14 protein-coding genes are annotated in these 14,833 nt (G+C 62.0%); 7 read left to right on the forward strand and 7 right to left on the reverse strand.

Translation table 11 applies throughout. From position 1 onward, the window contains the following. Window positions 1-132 precede the first annotated feature (132 nt). The 3 genes from groL to ACS3QZ_RS09130 all read right to left on the reverse strand — a co-directional run bounded on the left by groL (window position 133) and on the right by ACS3QZ_RS09130 (window position 3,247). A complete protein-coding gene (groL, locus tag ACS3QZ_RS09120; RefSeq protein WP_456037555.1) occupies window positions 133-1,773 on the reverse strand; it encodes a chaperonin GroEL in 1,641 nt (546 codons plus the stop codon). A gap of 40 nt (window positions 1,774-1,813) precedes the next feature. Next, window positions 1,814-2,101: a co-chaperone GroES gene (locus ACS3QZ_RS09125; protein ID WP_093090364.1), complete on the reverse strand. Its 288-nt coding sequence runs from the start codon at window positions 2,099-2,101 to the stop codon at window positions 1,814-1,816. Window positions 2,102-2,269: 168 nt separating this feature from the next. Continuing rightward, window positions 2,270-3,247 (reverse strand): oxidoreductase, encoded by a 978-nt coding sequence (locus ACS3QZ_RS09130; protein ID WP_456037556.1) that lies wholly within the window; start codon window positions 3,245-3,247, stop codon window positions 2,270-2,272. Between the two features lie 158 nt (window positions 3,248-3,405). Between ACS3QZ_RS09130 and ACS3QZ_RS09135 the strand changes: the two genes are divergently transcribed. Beyond that, entirely contained in the window at window positions 3,406-4,290 is an 885-nt protein-coding gene (locus ACS3QZ_RS09135) for an alpha/beta fold hydrolase (protein WP_456037557.1), read from the forward strand. Between the two features lie 24 nt (window positions 4,291-4,314). On the opposite strand, the gene ACS3QZ_RS09140 is transcribed toward ACS3QZ_RS09135, so the two are convergent. Next, a complete protein-coding gene (locus tag ACS3QZ_RS09140; RefSeq protein WP_456037558.1) occupies window positions 4,315-5,424 on the reverse strand; it encodes an NADH:flavin oxidoreductase in 1,110 nt (369 codons plus the stop codon). 104 nt (window positions 5,425-5,528) lie between these two features. Next, window positions 5,529-6,185, reverse strand: coding sequence for a DUF2161 domain-containing phosphodiesterase (locus ACS3QZ_RS09145; protein WP_456037559.1), 657 nt, complete (start codon window positions 6,183-6,185; stop codon window positions 5,529-5,531). Window positions 6,186-6,288: 103 nt separating this feature from the next. Between ACS3QZ_RS09145 and ACS3QZ_RS09150 the strand changes: the two genes are divergently transcribed. From ACS3QZ_RS09150 to ACS3QZ_RS09160, 3 genes are all read left to right on the forward strand, one after another. Then, the gene (locus tag ACS3QZ_RS09150; protein WP_456037560.1) at window positions 6,289-7,299 is read left to right on the forward strand and encodes a TraB/GumN family protein; all 1,011 of its coding nucleotides are present in this window, start codon (window positions 6,289-6,291) and stop codon (window positions 7,297-7,299) included. A 118-nt stretch (window positions 7,300-7,417) separates the two neighbouring features. Then, window positions 7,418-8,332 (forward strand): manganese-dependent inorganic pyrophosphatase, encoded by a 915-nt coding sequence (locus ACS3QZ_RS09155; RefSeq protein ID WP_456037561.1) that lies wholly within the window; start codon window positions 7,418-7,420, stop codon window positions 8,330-8,332. A 160-nt stretch (window positions 8,333-8,492) separates the two neighbouring features. Next, window positions 8,493-10,217, forward strand: a complete 1,725-nt coding sequence (locus ACS3QZ_RS09160; protein WP_456037562.1) for a tetratricopeptide repeat-containing sulfotransferase family protein — start codon at window positions 8,493-8,495, stop codon at window positions 10,215-10,217. A gap of 115 nt (window positions 10,218-10,332) precedes the next feature. Here ACS3QZ_RS09160 and ACS3QZ_RS09165 read toward each other — a convergent pair whose 3' ends face one another. Continuing rightward, the gene (locus tag ACS3QZ_RS09165) at window positions 10,333-11,478 is read right to left on the reverse strand and encodes an acyl-CoA dehydrogenase family protein (RefSeq protein ID WP_456037563.1); all 1,146 of its coding nucleotides are present in this window, start codon (window positions 11,476-11,478) and stop codon (window positions 10,333-10,335) included. A 163-nt stretch (window positions 11,479-11,641) separates the two neighbouring features. Between ACS3QZ_RS09165 and ACS3QZ_RS09170 the strand changes: the two genes are divergently transcribed. The 3 genes from ACS3QZ_RS09170 (at window position 11,642) to ACS3QZ_RS09180 (ending at window position 13,949) form a co-directional block, all read left to right on the forward strand. Further along, the gene (locus ACS3QZ_RS09170) at window positions 11,642-12,370 is read left to right on the forward strand and encodes a glycosyltransferase family protein (protein ID WP_456037564.1); all 729 of its coding nucleotides are present in this window, start codon (window positions 11,642-11,644) and stop codon (window positions 12,368-12,370) included. A gap of 156 nt (window positions 12,371-12,526) precedes the next feature. After that, window positions 12,527-13,402: an HAD family hydrolase gene (locus tag ACS3QZ_RS09175; protein ID WP_456037565.1), complete on the forward strand. Its 876-nt coding sequence runs from the start codon at window positions 12,527-12,529 to the stop codon at window positions 13,400-13,402. A gap of 103 nt (window positions 13,403-13,505) precedes the next feature. Beyond that, window positions 13,506-13,949, forward strand: a complete 444-nt coding sequence (locus ACS3QZ_RS09180) for a MaoC family dehydratase (RefSeq protein WP_093090386.1) — start codon at window positions 13,506-13,508, stop codon at window positions 13,947-13,949. A 53-nt stretch (window positions 13,950-14,002) separates the two neighbouring features. Here ACS3QZ_RS09180 and ACS3QZ_RS09185 read toward each other — a convergent pair whose 3' ends face one another. Beyond that, the gene (locus ACS3QZ_RS09185; RefSeq protein WP_456037566.1) at window positions 14,003-14,773 is read right to left on the reverse strand and encodes a nuclear transport factor 2 family protein; all 771 of its coding nucleotides are present in this window, start codon (window positions 14,771-14,773) and stop codon (window positions 14,003-14,005) included. Window positions 14,774-14,833: the final 60 nt, after the last annotated feature.

The raw sequence follows: 14,833 nt of genomic DNA on the forward strand, positions 1-14,833 counted from the left end.
GCCTTGCGGCAAATCGCCTGTCGCCTGCGACAGATTTCGCTTACGCGAAATTGTCTTGCTCTCATGACAAAGGCGCCCGAAGGCGCCTTTGCGTTATCGCATTTTGACAGAACTTCCTTACGGAAATTCGTCTTACATCATGCCGCCCATGCCGCCCATGTCGGGCATTGCCGGTGCGCCTGCGCCTTCTTTGGCGGGCTTGTCGGCAACCATGGCTTCGGTGGTGATCAGCAGACCAGCAACCGAGGCCGCATCTTCCAGAGCGGTCCGGGCCACTTTGGCCGGGTCGATCACACCAAACGCGAACATGTCGCCATATTCTTCGGTCTGAGCGTTGAAGCCGAAGTTGCTGTCGGTCGATTCACGCACCTTGCCAGCCACAACAGCACCGTCCACACCGGCGTTCTCAGCGATCTGGCGCAGCGGCGCTTCGATGGCTTTACGCACGATGGTGATACCGGCGTTCTGGTCGGCGTTTGCACCTTCCAGACCTTCCAGCGCTTTACCGGCCTGAACCAGTGCAACACCGCCACCGACGATCACGCCTTCCTGAACAGCAGCGCGGGTCGCGTTCAGAGCATCGTCCACACGGTCTTTGCGCTCTTTCACTTCGACTTCGGTCATGCCGCCTACCTTGATCACGGCAACGCCGCCTGCCAGCTTGGCAACACGTTCCTGCAGCTTCTCACGGTCATAATCCGACGAGGTCTCTTCGATCTGGGTGCGGATCTGGGCCACGCGTGCTTCGATCTCGGCTTTCTCGCCAGCACCGTCAACGATGGTGGTTTCGTCCTTGGTGATCTGGATTTTCTTGGCGGTGCCAAGCATGTCCATGGTCACCGACTCGAGCTTCATGCCCAGGTCTTCCGAGATCACCTGGCCGCCGGTCAGGATCGCGATATCCTGCAGCATGGCCTTGCGGCGATCGCCGAAGCCCGGTGCCTTGACGGCTGCGATTTTCAGACCGCCGCGCAGCTTGTTGACCACGAGGGTGGCCAGCGCTTCGCCTTCCACGTCTTCGGCAATGATCAGCAGCGGCTTCTGCGACTGGATCACCTGCTCGAGCAGCGGAACCATCGGCTGCAGCGACGAGAGTTTCTTCTCGTGCAGCAGGATCATGCAGTCTTCCAGCTCTGCAATCATCTTGTCGGCGTTGGTCACGAAGTAGGGCGACAGGTAGCCGCGGTCGAACTGCATGCCTTCGACAACAACGGTCTCGGTTTCCAGACCCTTGTTCTCTTCAACCGTGATGACGCCTTCGTTGCCAACCTTCTGCATCGCGTCTGCGATCTGCTGGCCGATTTCGGCTTCGCCGTTGGCCGAGATGGTGCCAACCTGTGCGACTTCTGCGGAGTCTTTCACTTCGCGGGCCATATCCTTGATGCCCTGTACGACTTTGGCGGTTGCCAGGTCGATGCCGCGCTTCAGGTCCATCGGGTTCAGACCAGCAGCAACCTGCTTGAGGCCTTCTTTAACGATGGCTTGTGCCAGTACGGTCGCGGTGGTGGTGCCGTCGCCGGCTTCGTCATTGGTGCGGCTGGCGACTTCTTTCACCATCTGCGCGCCCATGTTCTCGAACTTGTCTTCCAGCTCGATTTCCTTCGCGACCGAAACACCGTCCTTGGTGATGCGCGGTGCGCCGAACGACTTGTCCAGAACCACGTTGCGGCCTTTGGGGCCGAGGGTCACTTTCACCGCGTCGGCGAGGATGTTGACGCCCTTGAGCATCTTGTTACGGGCATCGGTGTCAAACTTGACGTCTTTTGCAGACATGTGCTTGCTCCTGAATTTTTGAATTACGTGTCAGCGACGATCAGGCAATGATGCCCATGATGTCGGATTCTTTCATGATCAGCAGCTCTTCACCGTCGATGGTGATTTCGGTGCCCGACCATTTGCCAAACAGGACCTTGTCGCCTGCTTTGACGTCCAGTGCGATACGGTCGCCGTCATCGTCGCGCAGACCTGCGCCAACGGAAACGACTTCGCCCTCGGCGGGCTTTTCTTTCGCGCTGTCGGGGATGATCAGGCCGCCTGCGGTTTTCTCATCGCCTTCAACGCGACGAACCAACACACGGTCATGCAGAGGTGTAAATGCCATTGTCTAGGTTTCCCTAACTAGTTGTCTCCCTGACTCCTCAGCGGAGTCGTTAGCACTCCTCGGAAGCGAGTGCTAACGGCGCATAGCTAGGCAGGTCGATACCGGGTGTCAACAGGAGCAGATCGAAATTTTCGGCACTTTCTTCGCCGCGCCGCAGCAATACGCAACCTAGGCCGCCTCCAGCAAGGCCTCGCTCACCGACCAGAGCCGTTCGGCGGCTTCGTCATCCGTCGCGTGGGCATTCACACCAAAGAAACGCGCCGTCGGGCTGTCCATGTCCGTCGGTGCCGCGATATCGCAATCCTCGCAATACACCCCGGCCTTGCCTTCCAACAAGGGCGACGTCGCCGCCCAGAGCGTTGTCGAACAGCCCTGTTCGGGCGTCTTGAACCCCTGCTTGGCCAGTTCCGAAGGCTCCCCGTCCTCGCCCAGCCAGCCCAGCGCAATCATCTCTTCCTTGGGCAGGTGCCGCTGCAGGGGCGTGAAAATGCCGCCCGGATGCACCGAGAACGCCAGCCCGTTTGTCACCTGCAACCGCCGCGACAGCGCATTGGCAAAAAGCGCATTGGCGGTCTTGGCCTGCCCATAGGCCTGCCACTTGTCATATTCGGACGTCTCGTACTGGATATCGTCCCACCGGATCGGGAAAATCTTGTGCCCCGAGGACGACAAGGAAACAACGCGCGGCGCCTCTGCAGCCGCCAAAAGCCCCATCAGCGCCTTGGTCAACGCAAAATGCCCCATGTGGTTTACCCCGAACTGGCTTTCCCAGCCCGGCCCGACGCGTTCCAACGGGCAGGCCATGATCCCGGCATTGTTGATCAACAGGTCCAGACCCGAAAGGGCCTCAGCGGCTTGCCCCGCAAACCGCGCAATCGACCGGATGTCGGACAAATCCATCGGCAAGGCCGTGACATCCCCCGAGATCGTGGCAAGCGTCTCGGCGGCTTTCTCGGGCGAGCGCACCGGCACGATCACCGTCGCCCCCTTGTTGGCCAAGGCCCGCACCGTTTCCAGGCCCAGCCCGGAATAGCCCCCCGTCACAACCGCCGTTTTGCCCGCAAGGTCGATATCCGCCAGCACCTCCGCCCCACTGCTCTTTGCATGAAAGCCGCTGTTGACCGGCACCTGATCCGCATTTGCCATTCTGTTCTCCCTGAGTGTTCCATCGTGTGTCTTTGACAGATGCGCATGGGCGGTGGCGCAAACAATTGCAGATCGCGCCAAAATCGCCTTTGATCAAACCGGATTTACAAGCCCGACCGGCGCGCTAGGGTGACGGGTAACAGCCGGAGACACGACTTATGCAAATCACCGCCAACGGGATTACCCTCGAAGTTCAGGAATTTGGCCCCAGCGACGGCGTGCCGCTGATCCTGATACGCGGCCTCGGGTCACAACTGATCCACTGGCCCGCCGAACTCTACGAGGGTCTCGCCGCGCGCGGATACCGCACGATCATTTTCGACAACCGCGATGTTGGCCTCTCCCAACGGTGTCCGGCACCCGATGCCCCCGGCGATGCCGACGCGATTCTGGAAATCGCCGCTTCCGGCGCGCCGGTGCCCCATGCCTACAAGCTGACCGACATGGCCAATGACGTGGTTGGCCTGATGGATGCGCTCGACATCGACACCGCGCATATCTTCGGCATCTCCATGGGCGGCGGCATTGCCCAGACCCTCTGCATCGACCACCCCGATCGGCTGCGCTCAGCCACCATCGTCATGACCGCCGCCCGCCCACTGGCCAGCGGCGAAGAGGGGCGCGCCCTACTTCCCGCTATCCTGTCCCGCCCGATGGACAAGGAGGCCTATATCGAAAGCTGGGTGCAGGAACATGCCAATCACGGCAGCCCCGGCTACCCGATGCCCGACGAGGGCATCCGTGCCGAAGCCGAACTGGCCTGGTCGCGCGGCGTCGATGCGGACGGCATCAACCGCCAGGCCCTCGCGGTCATGGCCAGTCCGGACCGCCGCTCGGACCTGACCCGCGTTGCGCTGCCATGTCAGGTCATCCACGGCGTTGACGACGCCCTGATCCCGGTGGAACTCGGCGCCGAGATCGCGTCGCTGATCCCGGAATGCGACTACCACGCCATTGACGGCATGGGGCACATCATCACGCCCGCATTGGCACCGATGATCGTCGAGATGGTGGATGATTTCATCCGGCGGCGCGGAGGATGACCCCCGCCTGCGCCGCCCAACGCGCTAGCGCAGTTCCCTGAGCATGTCCCGCTCATAGGCGGCAAGGCCGTCGAATGCCCCGTCCGCCACCTTGTTCGCCCAATCCGGGTTGGCAATCAGCGCCCGCCCCACGGCAACAAGATCGAACTCGTCCCGCTCCAGCCGCTCGATCAGGTTGTCGATGCTCGCCGGTTCGCCCGCGTTGAAATTCGCGGTTCCATCCTCGGGCAGGAAATCCGCGTTGAGCCCTACACTGCCCACCGTGATCGCAGGCTTGCCGGTCAGCTTGCGCGCCCACCCGGCAAGATTCAGGTCACTGCCCTCGAATTCCGGCTCCCAGAAGCGGCGCGTGGAACAATGGAAGATATCGACCCCGGCCTCTGCCAACGGCGTCAAAAACGCGCCCAGCGCCTCGGGCGTCTCACACAAGCGCGCCGAGTAATCCTGCTGCTTCCACTGCGAAAAGCGGAAGATCACCGGAAAGTCATCCCCCACCGCAGCCCGCACCGCCCGCACGATCTCAAGTGCAAAGCGCGACCGCGCCGCCAGATCACCGCCATAGCCATCGTCCCGCTGGTTGGTCCCGTCCCAGAAAAACTGGTCGATCAGATAGCCATGTGCGCCGTGAATCTCGACCGCATCAAACCCGATCTCCTTGGCATCCTTCGCCGCCTTGGCAAACGCCGCCACCACGTCGTCAATATCCTCTTGCGTCATCGCGTGCCCGACAACCTTGCCCGGCACCGCCATGCCGCTGGGGCTGTAACCCGGCGTATCGCCCCCGGGATCAACACCGGGGCGTCGGATCGCCCCCACATGCCAGATCTGCGGCGCGATCTTGCCGCCCGCCGCATGCACCGCGTCCACAACCCGCTTCCACCCGGCCAACGCATCCTCACCAAAAAACGCAGGCACATTCGGATAGCCGCTGGCCGCCGGGTGATCCACGATGGTGCCTTCGGTGATGATCAACCCCACCCCACCCTCGGCGCGGCGGCGATAATAGTCCACTACAAGGTCATTGGGCACATTCCCCGGCGAATAGGTCCGCGTCATCGGCGCCATCACCACCCGGTTTTTCAACTGCAGTTTTTCCGACACAAACGGGCGGAACAGGGTTTCGGCATGGCGCATCGCGATTTCCTTGGATCAGAGGGTTTGAATTCCACCGATAGAAGCGAACAGGACCCGCATCGGCAAACATTCCCTAAGGTCAGCCCAACTTTGGGAACGTTGCGTCACGATTGCGACAACGCCGCCACCCCGTCCTCGCTCAGCATGTAAACCCCGGTCTCGACCTTCTCGAACCAGCCGTAATGGTTGATCCGCATCATCTGAGTCGCCTTCTCAACCCCGGTTTCCCGCGCCACCACCGCGCCCTTGCTGGCGCCATTCTCTGACAAGAAGGCCGCGCATTTCATCGCTTCCTGCCGATAAACCGTCACCCGCTGCCCCTGCATCCCGCCGGTATTCGGATCCCCCTCCAGCCGCGCAAAGGCCTGCAGCAGCCGCCCCTTGCGCTGCTTGGACTTCCGCGGCTGAAAAGGCGCCGGATCGGCATGTACTTCAACCGCCCCATCCTTGAGCCGCACCGACAGGACCCCGACGCCAAGGCGACGGCACAGCCCCACATTGCCCTTGAACGCCTTCCAGCCCGCCTTCCCCTTCCAGCGCGGCACCGCGACATAAACCGAATCTGTAACCGCCTGCCGCGCCACCGCCTGCTGCAAAAGTGTCAGGGAAAACCCGGTCTTCAGCTCGATAATCACAGGATCATCCCCCTCGCGGCAAGCCACGACATCCGCCGCGCCCACCTCGGCCTTAACCTCGAAACCACGCGCTTCGAGCCAGCGTTTGACCGGCGTATAAAGTTCGGATTCGCGGGGTTTCGTCATGTCCCCAGACCTAGCCTCTCTGGCCGGGTCTGCCAACTGCGTTGCCGCTTGCGCCTGCCACGGCGGATGCTAGCCTCACGCCTATTCGCATCAGGGAGTTCCCATGCTTCGCCTCATCGCCGCAATCCTCATTTCCTGCCTTGCAGGACCACTTTCCGCATCCTGCGAAGGCCCGGCTGCATTCGACGCCCTCTCCGAAGCAGAGCGTGCCGCATATGAACAGCGCGCCAGCGAGGTGCCTTTTTCGGAAGGGCTGATGTGGCAGGTCGAACGCGACGGCGTTTCCTCCGTGATTGTCGGCACGCTGCACTTTCCCGCGAAGGGCCACGCACAATTGATGACCCGGATCGACACATTGCCGATCACCCCCCAACAAGTCCTGATCGAACTGACAAAAAGCGATGAAGTCGCGATGTTGCGCCACATCACGGCGAACCCCGACCTATACCTGATCAACGAGGGGCCTTCGCTGATTGACCGGCTGGGGGATGATCTTTGGACCAAACTCAAACCCAAACTGGCCGTGAAAGGGCTGCCCGCCTTCATGGCGGCAAGATACCAACCCTGGTTTCTCGGGCTCGCCCTGTCGGTGCCGCCCTGTGCGTCCGCCGACTTGCGGGCGGGAAAGCACGGACTGGACCGACAGATCGAAAACTGGGCAGGAGAAAACGCGCTTCAAGTTCGGTCCCTGGACAATTTTCACCACGTTCTGTCCCTTCTCGCATCTGACCCTCTGGACGAGCAGATTGACATCATGAAGTGGTCCCTGTCGCTGGACCTCGACCAGCAAGGGGCCGACGACACGGCGGAAATGCTCTCTTTGTATTTCCGGGAGAAAATCCAGCTCATCTGGGAGCGCGCCTCGGACAAAGCGATGGCACAGGTGGATACCCCCGAGGATGTCCAGCGGGTAAAGGAGTTGTTCCTCGATGTTCAAGCCGGCCTGATTGAAGAGCGCAACGCATTCTGGCTCGAAACCTTGGCCTCCGAATTGGTTCAAACTCCGACGCTGGTCGCAGTTGGCGCGATGCACCTTCCCGGAGAAAAAGGCCTTCTGGCGCTGCTTCAGGATCAGGGTTATTCAGTATCGCGTCTGCCACTTCGCGAAAAATAACGCCCGAACGCGCCGCGTCGTCGCAGGCCGCGCACCCCCCGTGACAATCCCGCACGCGCCTTCTATAAGGCGCGCAAATTCCCTCCATTCCTGACATTCAATCGAAGGATTAACTGACATGACCATCCAGGTTTTCGGCCACAAATCCCCCGACACCGACTCCACCGGCTCGCCCATCATCTGGGCCTGGTACCTCAACGAAGTCAAAGGCACCCCCGCCGAAGCCAAGCTGCTTGGCGAACCCAACACCGAGGCCGCATGGCTCCTGAACCGCTGGGACCTGCCCAAGCCCGCCATCATCTCGGACGTCGAAGATGACGCCGCCGTGGTGATCGTCGACACCAACAACCCCGCCGAACTGCCCGCCAACATCAATGGCGCCGACGTTCAGGCGATCATCGACCACCACAAGCTGGTGGGCGGCCTCGAAACCAAGGGTCCGATCGACATCACCATCCGCCCCGTGGCCTGCACCGCCACCATCATGCACGACCTGATGGGTGACGTGGACATGCCCGACTGGATCAAGGGCACCATGCTGGCCTGCATCCTGTCGGACACGCTGGAATACCGTTCGCCTACCACCACGACCCACGACAAGGCCGTGGCCGAGAAACTGGCCGCCGATCTCGGGATCAACGTTTCCGAATACGCCGCCGAAATGTTCGCCGCGAAATCGGACGTTTCGTCCTTCTCGGATGCCGAGCTTCTGCGCATGGACTCGAAAGAATACGAAGTCGAGGGCACCAAGTTCCGCGTCTCGGTTCTGGAAACCACCTCGCCCGCGACCGTGCTCGACCGCAAGGCGTCGCTGATGGACACCATGACCTCGGTTGCCAGCGAAGACGGCGTCGATCAGGTGCTGCTCTTCGTCGTGGACATCCTGAACGAAGAATCGACCCTGTTGGTCCCGAACGATCTCGTTAAAACCGTTGCCAAGAAATCCTTCGATGCCGATGCATCGGGTGATGCGGTGGTTCTGCCCGGCGTCGTGTCGCGCAAGAAACAGATCATCCCGAACCTCAAGGTCTGAGACCTCCCGTTCGGACATGACATGAACAAGGGCGCCCCCGCGGCGCCCTTTTTTGTGCCCGCAAGGACCCGCGCCCCCTTTCAGCCGCCCGAAGTTTCATGAAATACTCCCGACAACGCCAAGACGCCGCGACGACACGCGCTTTCAGGAAGAGACCGACATGCAGCCCCCCAGACACGATCCCGGCGAACGCGCCGCCACGGCCGTCTATCACCAGATCGCGCAGAACCCGGCCAAGGCCTGGTCCGACGCCCGCCGCGCCCTCAAGACCTTTCCACAGAGCGAACGGGTGGCTTTCGTGGCTGGATTGGTATGCCTGACACGAGGTCAGAAACGCGACGCGCGCAAGTATTTTGCCAAGGCAATCAACCTCGGCACCCCCACCCCCGACGCCTATGTCAACTTCGCCCAGATCTCCGCCGAAGAGGGCCTGACCGACTCTGCCCTCACCGCGCTCGACAAGGCACAGGCCAGATTTTCCGGCGACCTGTCGCTGTGGCGCGCCCGTGTCAACGTGCACCGCATGGCCGGGGACAGCGATCTTGCCCTGAAGGCCGTCGAAGACGCGCTGGAAGACCTGCCGGGCAATGCCGACCTTCAGGAATTGCGCGGCGTGCTGCTGGCCGATTGCGGGCGGCTTCTCGATGCCATCCACGCGCTTGAAAGCCTGCTCGAAGCAAATCCCAACCGCCCCATCGCCCTGATCAACCTAGGCCGTTTCTACGCCTTCACCAATCAGGCGGCCAAAAGTCTCGAAGTGACCGAACGCGCCTATTCCCTGGCGCCCAACCTGCCTGCCGTGATCGACAATCTCGCCAACCGCAAACGCGAAAACGGCGATTTCGAAACCGCCGCGTCCCTGTTCCGCCAACTGGCCGACACCGCCCCCGACTTCGTTCCCGAAGCGCTGCGCCAACTGGCCGAGCTTGCGCCGGAAACCGCGCTGGAAACGCTCAACAAAGAGGTGGCGCGCGCCGCGAGGAAGGCCCCCAACCCCGAGGCAGGCGCGCTTCTCGGCTTTGCACAGGCCACGATCGCCAAACGCACCGGCAATGCCCCCGCCTTCGTCAGCGCCCTCAAGGACGCCAACCGCAAGATGTCCCGCCTGCGCCGCTACGACGAAAAGGCCGACACCGAATTCCACCAATATCTACGCGCCCGTTTCGCCGAAGAACCAGCCGTCGCGCTCGACACGCCGCCCTTGCCCGCGCGCCCGCTTTTCATCCTCGGCCTGCCCCGCTCTGGCACAACCCTTCTGGAACGCATGCTCTCCGCTGGCCAAGGCATCGCCGGCCTTGGCGAAGTCGCCGCCCCGCACCGCTATTTCTCGGCCCGCTTCATGGCAGGGGAACCGATCTCCGACGGCCTGCCCGGCCTGCGCCAACGCTACGCCGACCTCGCCGCCCTTGCAGGCCCCGCCGACTGGACCATCGACAAGATGCCGGTCAATTACATGCATATCGGCTGGCTCACCCGCGCCTTCCCCGAAGCACAGATCATCCAGCTGCGCCGCGATCCCCGCGCCGTCGCGCTTTCCATGTTCGAAAACTTCTTCGACGATCCCGGACAGGCCTTCACCTTTCAGGAAAAAGCCATCCAGCACCGGCTTACCCTCTTCGAAGACACCATCGCCGACTGGCAATCCCTCGGCGTCCCCTTCCACACGGTGCACTACGAAGACCTCGTGAGCGCGCCGGAAGCCACCCTAAAAACCCTTTGCGCCGACACCGGCCTGCCGTACGATCCGGCCATGCTGCGCCCCGAGGACAACCGCGACTCTATCCGCACCGTCAGCAGCCTTCAGGCCCGCGAAAGCATCAACACCAAAAGCGTCGCCCGCTGGGAAACCTACCCAGACCTCCTGCCCAACATCTTCAAACCCTAGACGCTGCCCACCCCTTCATTTTGCCAAAAATACTCCGGGGAGCGCGAGGGGCTGGCCCCTCGCACCGCCCGCGTCAGCGGGCAAACCCGGCGCGCGCCGTCAGGCGCGCCCATCTTCACAACCGTTTGGCCACTTCCTCAAGCATCACTTCCGTGGCCCCACCGCCAATGGCCTGTACCCGCGCATCCCGCGCCATGCGCTCAATCGCCATGCCGCGCATGTATCCCGAGCCGCCGTGGAACTGCAGACAATCATACATGACCTCGTTGACCAGCTCCCCGCACAGCGCCTTCAGCATCGACACCTCACGCACCACGTCCTCCCCGGCCGCATCCCGCGCCGCCGTCTGGTAAACAAGCGCCCGCGCCGCCGTAACCCGCGCGGCCAGCATGGATAGGCGCTGGCGTATCGTCTGCTGTGCCCAAAGCGGCGCCCCAAAGGCCTGCCGTTCGCGCACATAATCGACCGTCATGTCAATCGCCGCCTGGCTTTCGCCCACCGCCGCCGCAGCCGCAACCAGCCGCTCATTCTGGAAGTTCTGCATGATCGCGTAGAATCCGCGCCCCTCTTCGCCCAGCATGTTTTCGACCGGCACGCGCACATCCACGAAAGACAGCTCCGCCGTATCGGATGAGCGCCACCCGTGCTTGTCGAGCTGGCGCACCACCTCGAACCCCGGCATGCCCTTTTCCAAAAGGAACATCGTCACCGACTGGCTTGCCGGCCCCTCGCGATCCGTCTTGGCCGCCACGCAATAAAGATCCGCATGCACCCCGTTGGTGATGAACATCTTGGACCCGTTGAGCACAAAATGATCCCCCTCGCGCCGCGCAAAAGAGCGAATGCCCTTCACATCCGACCCGGCCCCGGGTTCTGTCACGCAGACCGCACAGATCTTCTCTCCGGCCACGATATCAGGCATGTAGCGCGCCTTCTGCGCTTCCGTGCCCGCATTGAAAATATGAACCGACGCCATGTCCGTATGCACCAGCGCCGTAATCGCGAACCCGGAATAGCTCGACTTGCCCAACTCCTCGGCCAACACCGCCGTCGCCCGCGTGTCCATATTGCTGCCGCCATATTCCTCCGGGTACCGGACCCCGAGGAACCCGAGCGCCCCCATTTCGCGCAGAACCTCGCGCGGCACCATGCCCGCCTCTTCCCAATCATCGCCGTTGGGTTTGACGCGTTCCTCGACAAACCTGCGCAGCTGATCGCGCAACAAGGTATGTTCCGGGCTCAAAAAAAGATGCTGATCCATGAGTAATCCTCCCTCACCCAAAACGCTGCCTCACACTCCCTGCGGCTGTCCACTCTGACGTTACGCCCCTTCCGGTCACCGCGATCATTCCCCACGCTTGACATGTTCTTGCCGCCAACCTCCCCTAGACGGAGCATACCCCGCCACCAACCGGACCCGCGTCATGAGCTTTGCCGACCTCTTCGACTGGTTTGACCAAGTCTATATCGTGAACCTGCCCCACCGCGCCGATCGGCGCGCGGAAACCACGGCCGAGTTCGCCCGCGTCGACATCCAACTGCCCGCCCCCCGCATCCAGTTTTTCGAAGCCTCCCGCCCAGACGCCAAGGGCGACTTCCCCTCCATCGGTTCGCTGGGCAACTTCATGTCCCAGACCCGCGTTCTGAGGGACGCGATGGAACGCGGCCTGACCCGCGTGCTGATCTGCGAAGACGACCTGCACCTCAACGACCTCTCCCCCGCAACGGTCGCCGCCGTGCTGAGCGATCTCAAGACTACGGACTGGTCCATCGCGGCCCTGGGCTATCTCGAACCTTACGAGCCGCCGACGGATCACACCGGCCTCTCCGACTGGACCACCGGCACCCGCGGCACCCAGTTCTGGGCCATCCAGGGCAAGGACGCCATCAAGGGCTTTCACGACTACCTCGAACTTGTCCGCCAGCGCCCGCCCGGCCACCCCAAGGGTGGCTCGATGTTCTTTGACGGCGCCTTCAACATGGTCCGCACGCAGGTCCCCGGCATCACCTTCCGCATCGCCACACCCTGCCTTGCCGGGCAACGCGCCTCGCGCACCGACATCCATGATCTGCGCTTTTTTGACCGGGTCGAACCGTTCCGCACCATCGCCGGGGCCTTGCGAAAATGGATGAACCGCAAGCGACGCGGCTAAAATCGCCCTTTCCCGCAGCCCGGAATGTCATACCGACGTAATACCGACACGATACCGACGCGAAACCGATCCCGGTTTCCGGCGCTCTCCACTGGCGTTCAATGGTTTGCTTTGCCATAGAGAAGACAAGCCGAAACCCCGCGCACAGGACATACCATGACCCAGATCATCTCTTCTCTCTCCGAGATTTCCGACCGCTACGACGCCCTGTTCGTCGACCTCTGGGGCTGTGTGCACAACGGCATCACCGCCTACCCCGACGCGGTCGCCGCCCTCAAAGCCTACCGCGCCAGGGGCGGGATCGTCGTGCTGGTCACCAATTCCCCCAAACCCCGCGCAGGTGTTGCCAAACAGCTTGAAACCTTCGGTGTGCCGCGCGATGCCTACGACACGATCGCCACCTCCGGCGACAGCGCCCGTTCCGCCATGTTCCAGGGCGCGGTGGGCGAAAAGGTCTATTTCATGGGCGAGTGGGACCGCGACGCGGGCTTCTTCGAACCTCTTGAAATCCTTGATAATCCCGCCCCAATAACACGCGTCCCCCTGACCGAGGCCGAGGGTATCGTCTGTTGCGGCCCTTTTGATCCGATGGCCGATCCCTCCGTCAATCGCGCCGATTTTCTCTATGCCAAGACCAAGGGCATGAAGCTGCTCTGCGCCAATCCGGACATCGTCGTCGACCGCGGTGAAACCCGCGAATGGTGTGCCGGCGCGCTGGCCCGGCTCTATACCGAGATGGGTGGTGAAAGCCTTTATTTCGGCAAACCCCATCCGCCAATCTACGACCTCGCCCGCCGCCGCCTCGCTGCGTTGGAGAAATCTATACCGGATGCGGCCATTCTGGCGATCGGAGACGGCGCCCAGACAGACATCTCCGGCGCCATGGGGGAAGACATTGATTCTCTCTTCATCACCGGCGGTCTCGCCGCCTCGGAAACCAAAACGACGCAGCACCCCGACGCAAATGCCCTAAAAGCTTACCTTGAAAAGGAAAAAGTGGCTCCGCAGTATTCAATAGGTCAACTACGCTGACGCGATTAGGGGTTGATTTTCTGCAGCTGCAAAGTAATAAAGTTGCGGAACGGGGCGGCAAGTCGTCTCAAAATTACCAAGCCAATCCTATCCGGAGGGTCGAATGTTGGACAACCTGCCGCGCGGAACCATCTGTATCGAAGATATAGAGATGGGCATGTCGCGCTACCTGCGCAAAGTCGTGACCGACGAGGATATCGAGATGTTTGCCCAGATCTCGACCGACCGGAACCCGGTGCATCTGGATGACGACTATGCCAATGACACGATCTTTCAGGGTCGCATTGCCCACGGCATGCTGACCGCCGGGCTGATCTCCGCCGTGATCGGCGAACAACTTCCAGGCCACGGCACCGTCTACATGGGCCAGAGCCTCAAGTTCCTCGCCCCCGTCCGCCCCGGCGACATGGTCTATGCCGAGGTCAAGGTGATCGACATCGACTTCGCCAAGCGCCGGGTCAAGCTTGATTGCCATTGCGCCGTGGACGGCAAGAAAGTGCTCGTCGGCGAGGCCACCGTGCTGGCGCCTTCCCGCAAGTTCGACTGATCCGTACCCAACCGGATCGGAAAAGGCCGCCCCGACGGGCGGCCTTTCGGCGTTCAGAACTTGCCGTTGTCATGCGCCATCTGGGCCGGGATTTCCGAGACCGTGTCCCAGTGCTCGACGATCTTGCCATCCTCGACCCGGAACAGGTCAAAGAACGCCGTGGGCGCCTCCCCCAGCACCCCTTCCGAGGCGGCAAAGACGAAATTGCCCTCGGCCACCACCATATGGGTGGCGTCATAGCGCAGGGTCATCCCCATGGCCTGCAGCCCCTTCAGCGCCGCGCCCAGCCCATTTAGCCCGTCGGCGATCTGCGGGTTGTGCTGGACATAGGACTCCATCGAGATGTAGTTGGTGATGTTCTGCGGCGCCTGGCCGTGCAGCACGTCGGTCACGAAGGCCTGCACCAGCGCCTTGTTCTCGGCGGTCCTGTCCAGGTCCGCGATCTCGGTGACGCCATCCACCATGCTGCGCCCTGACGGGTTTGGCCCGGCCTCGGGCTGCAGGTTGTCCCAGTGCTCGGCTACCTTGCCGTCCTCCACCCGGAACACGTCGAACGCCACCTGCGTGGGCGCGCCAAAGGCCTGGGCATTCTCATAGGTCACATGCAGCACCACCAGGTCGCCCTCGGCGATCACCCGGTGTACGGTGGCGCTCAGCCCGCTCTCCTTCAGCGCCGGCAGGAACCCTAGGATCGGTTCGGCTCCGGTCGGCACCGCCGGGTTGTGCTGGATGTAGTCCGGTGCCAGCAGCTGACGCGCGGCATCGGGGTCAAAGTCGGTAAAGAGCGCCGTCACGGCGCTGAGAACGATTTCCTTCACGGTCATGATTGGTCCTTTCGAATCGCGTTGAAAACTTCGTGGCATACAGGTATCATTTTGATACCA

It is taken from the genome of Shimia sp. W99 (genome assembly GCF_053851455.3).

Coding starts and splice junctions, on each gene's coding strand:
- ACS3QZ_RS09175 (WP_456037565.1), top strand. CDS start 12,527: ATGACCCAGATCATCTCTTCTCTCTCCGAGATTTCCGACCGCTACGAC.
- ACS3QZ_RS09185 (WP_456037566.1), bottom strand. CDS start 14,773: ATGACCGTGAAGGAAATCGTTCTCAGCGCCGTGACGGCGCTCTTTACC.
- ACS3QZ_RS09125 (WP_093090364.1), bottom strand. CDS start 2,101: ATGGCATTTACACCTCTGCATGACCGTGTGTTGGTTCGTCGCGTTGAA.
- ACS3QZ_RS09180 (WP_093090386.1), top strand. CDS start 13,506: ATGTTGGACAACCTGCCGCGCGGAACCATCTGTATCGAAGATATAGAG.
- ACS3QZ_RS09145 (WP_456037559.1), bottom strand. CDS start 6,185: ATGACGAAACCCCGCGAATCCGAACTTTATACGCCGGTCAAACGCTGG.
- ACS3QZ_RS09150 (WP_456037560.1), top strand. CDS start 6,289: ATGCTTCGCCTCATCGCCGCAATCCTCATTTCCTGCCTTGCAGGACCA.
- ACS3QZ_RS09140 (WP_456037558.1), bottom strand. CDS start 5,424: ATGCGCCATGCCGAAACCCTGTTCCGCCCGTTTGTGTCGGAAAAACTG.
- ACS3QZ_RS09135 (WP_456037557.1), top strand. CDS start 3,406: ATGCAAATCACCGCCAACGGGATTACCCTCGAAGTTCAGGAATTTGGC.
- ACS3QZ_RS09170 (WP_456037564.1), top strand. CDS start 11,642: ATGAGCTTTGCCGACCTCTTCGACTGGTTTGACCAAGTCTATATCGTG.
- groL (WP_456037555.1), bottom strand. CDS start 1,773: ATGTCTGCAAAAGACGTCAAGTTTGACACCGATGCCCGTAACAAGATG.
- ACS3QZ_RS09130 (WP_456037556.1), bottom strand. CDS start 3,247: ATGGCAAATGCGGATCAGGTGCCGGTCAACAGCGGCTTTCATGCAAAG.
- ACS3QZ_RS09165 (WP_456037563.1), bottom strand. CDS start 11,478: ATGGATCAGCATCTTTTTTTGAGCCCGGAACATACCTTGTTGCGCGAT.
- ACS3QZ_RS09155 (WP_456037561.1), top strand. CDS start 7,418: ATGACCATCCAGGTTTTCGGCCACAAATCCCCCGACACCGACTCCACC.
- ACS3QZ_RS09160 (WP_456037562.1), top strand. CDS start 8,493: ATGCAGCCCCCCAGACACGATCCCGGCGAACGCGCCGCCACGGCCGTC.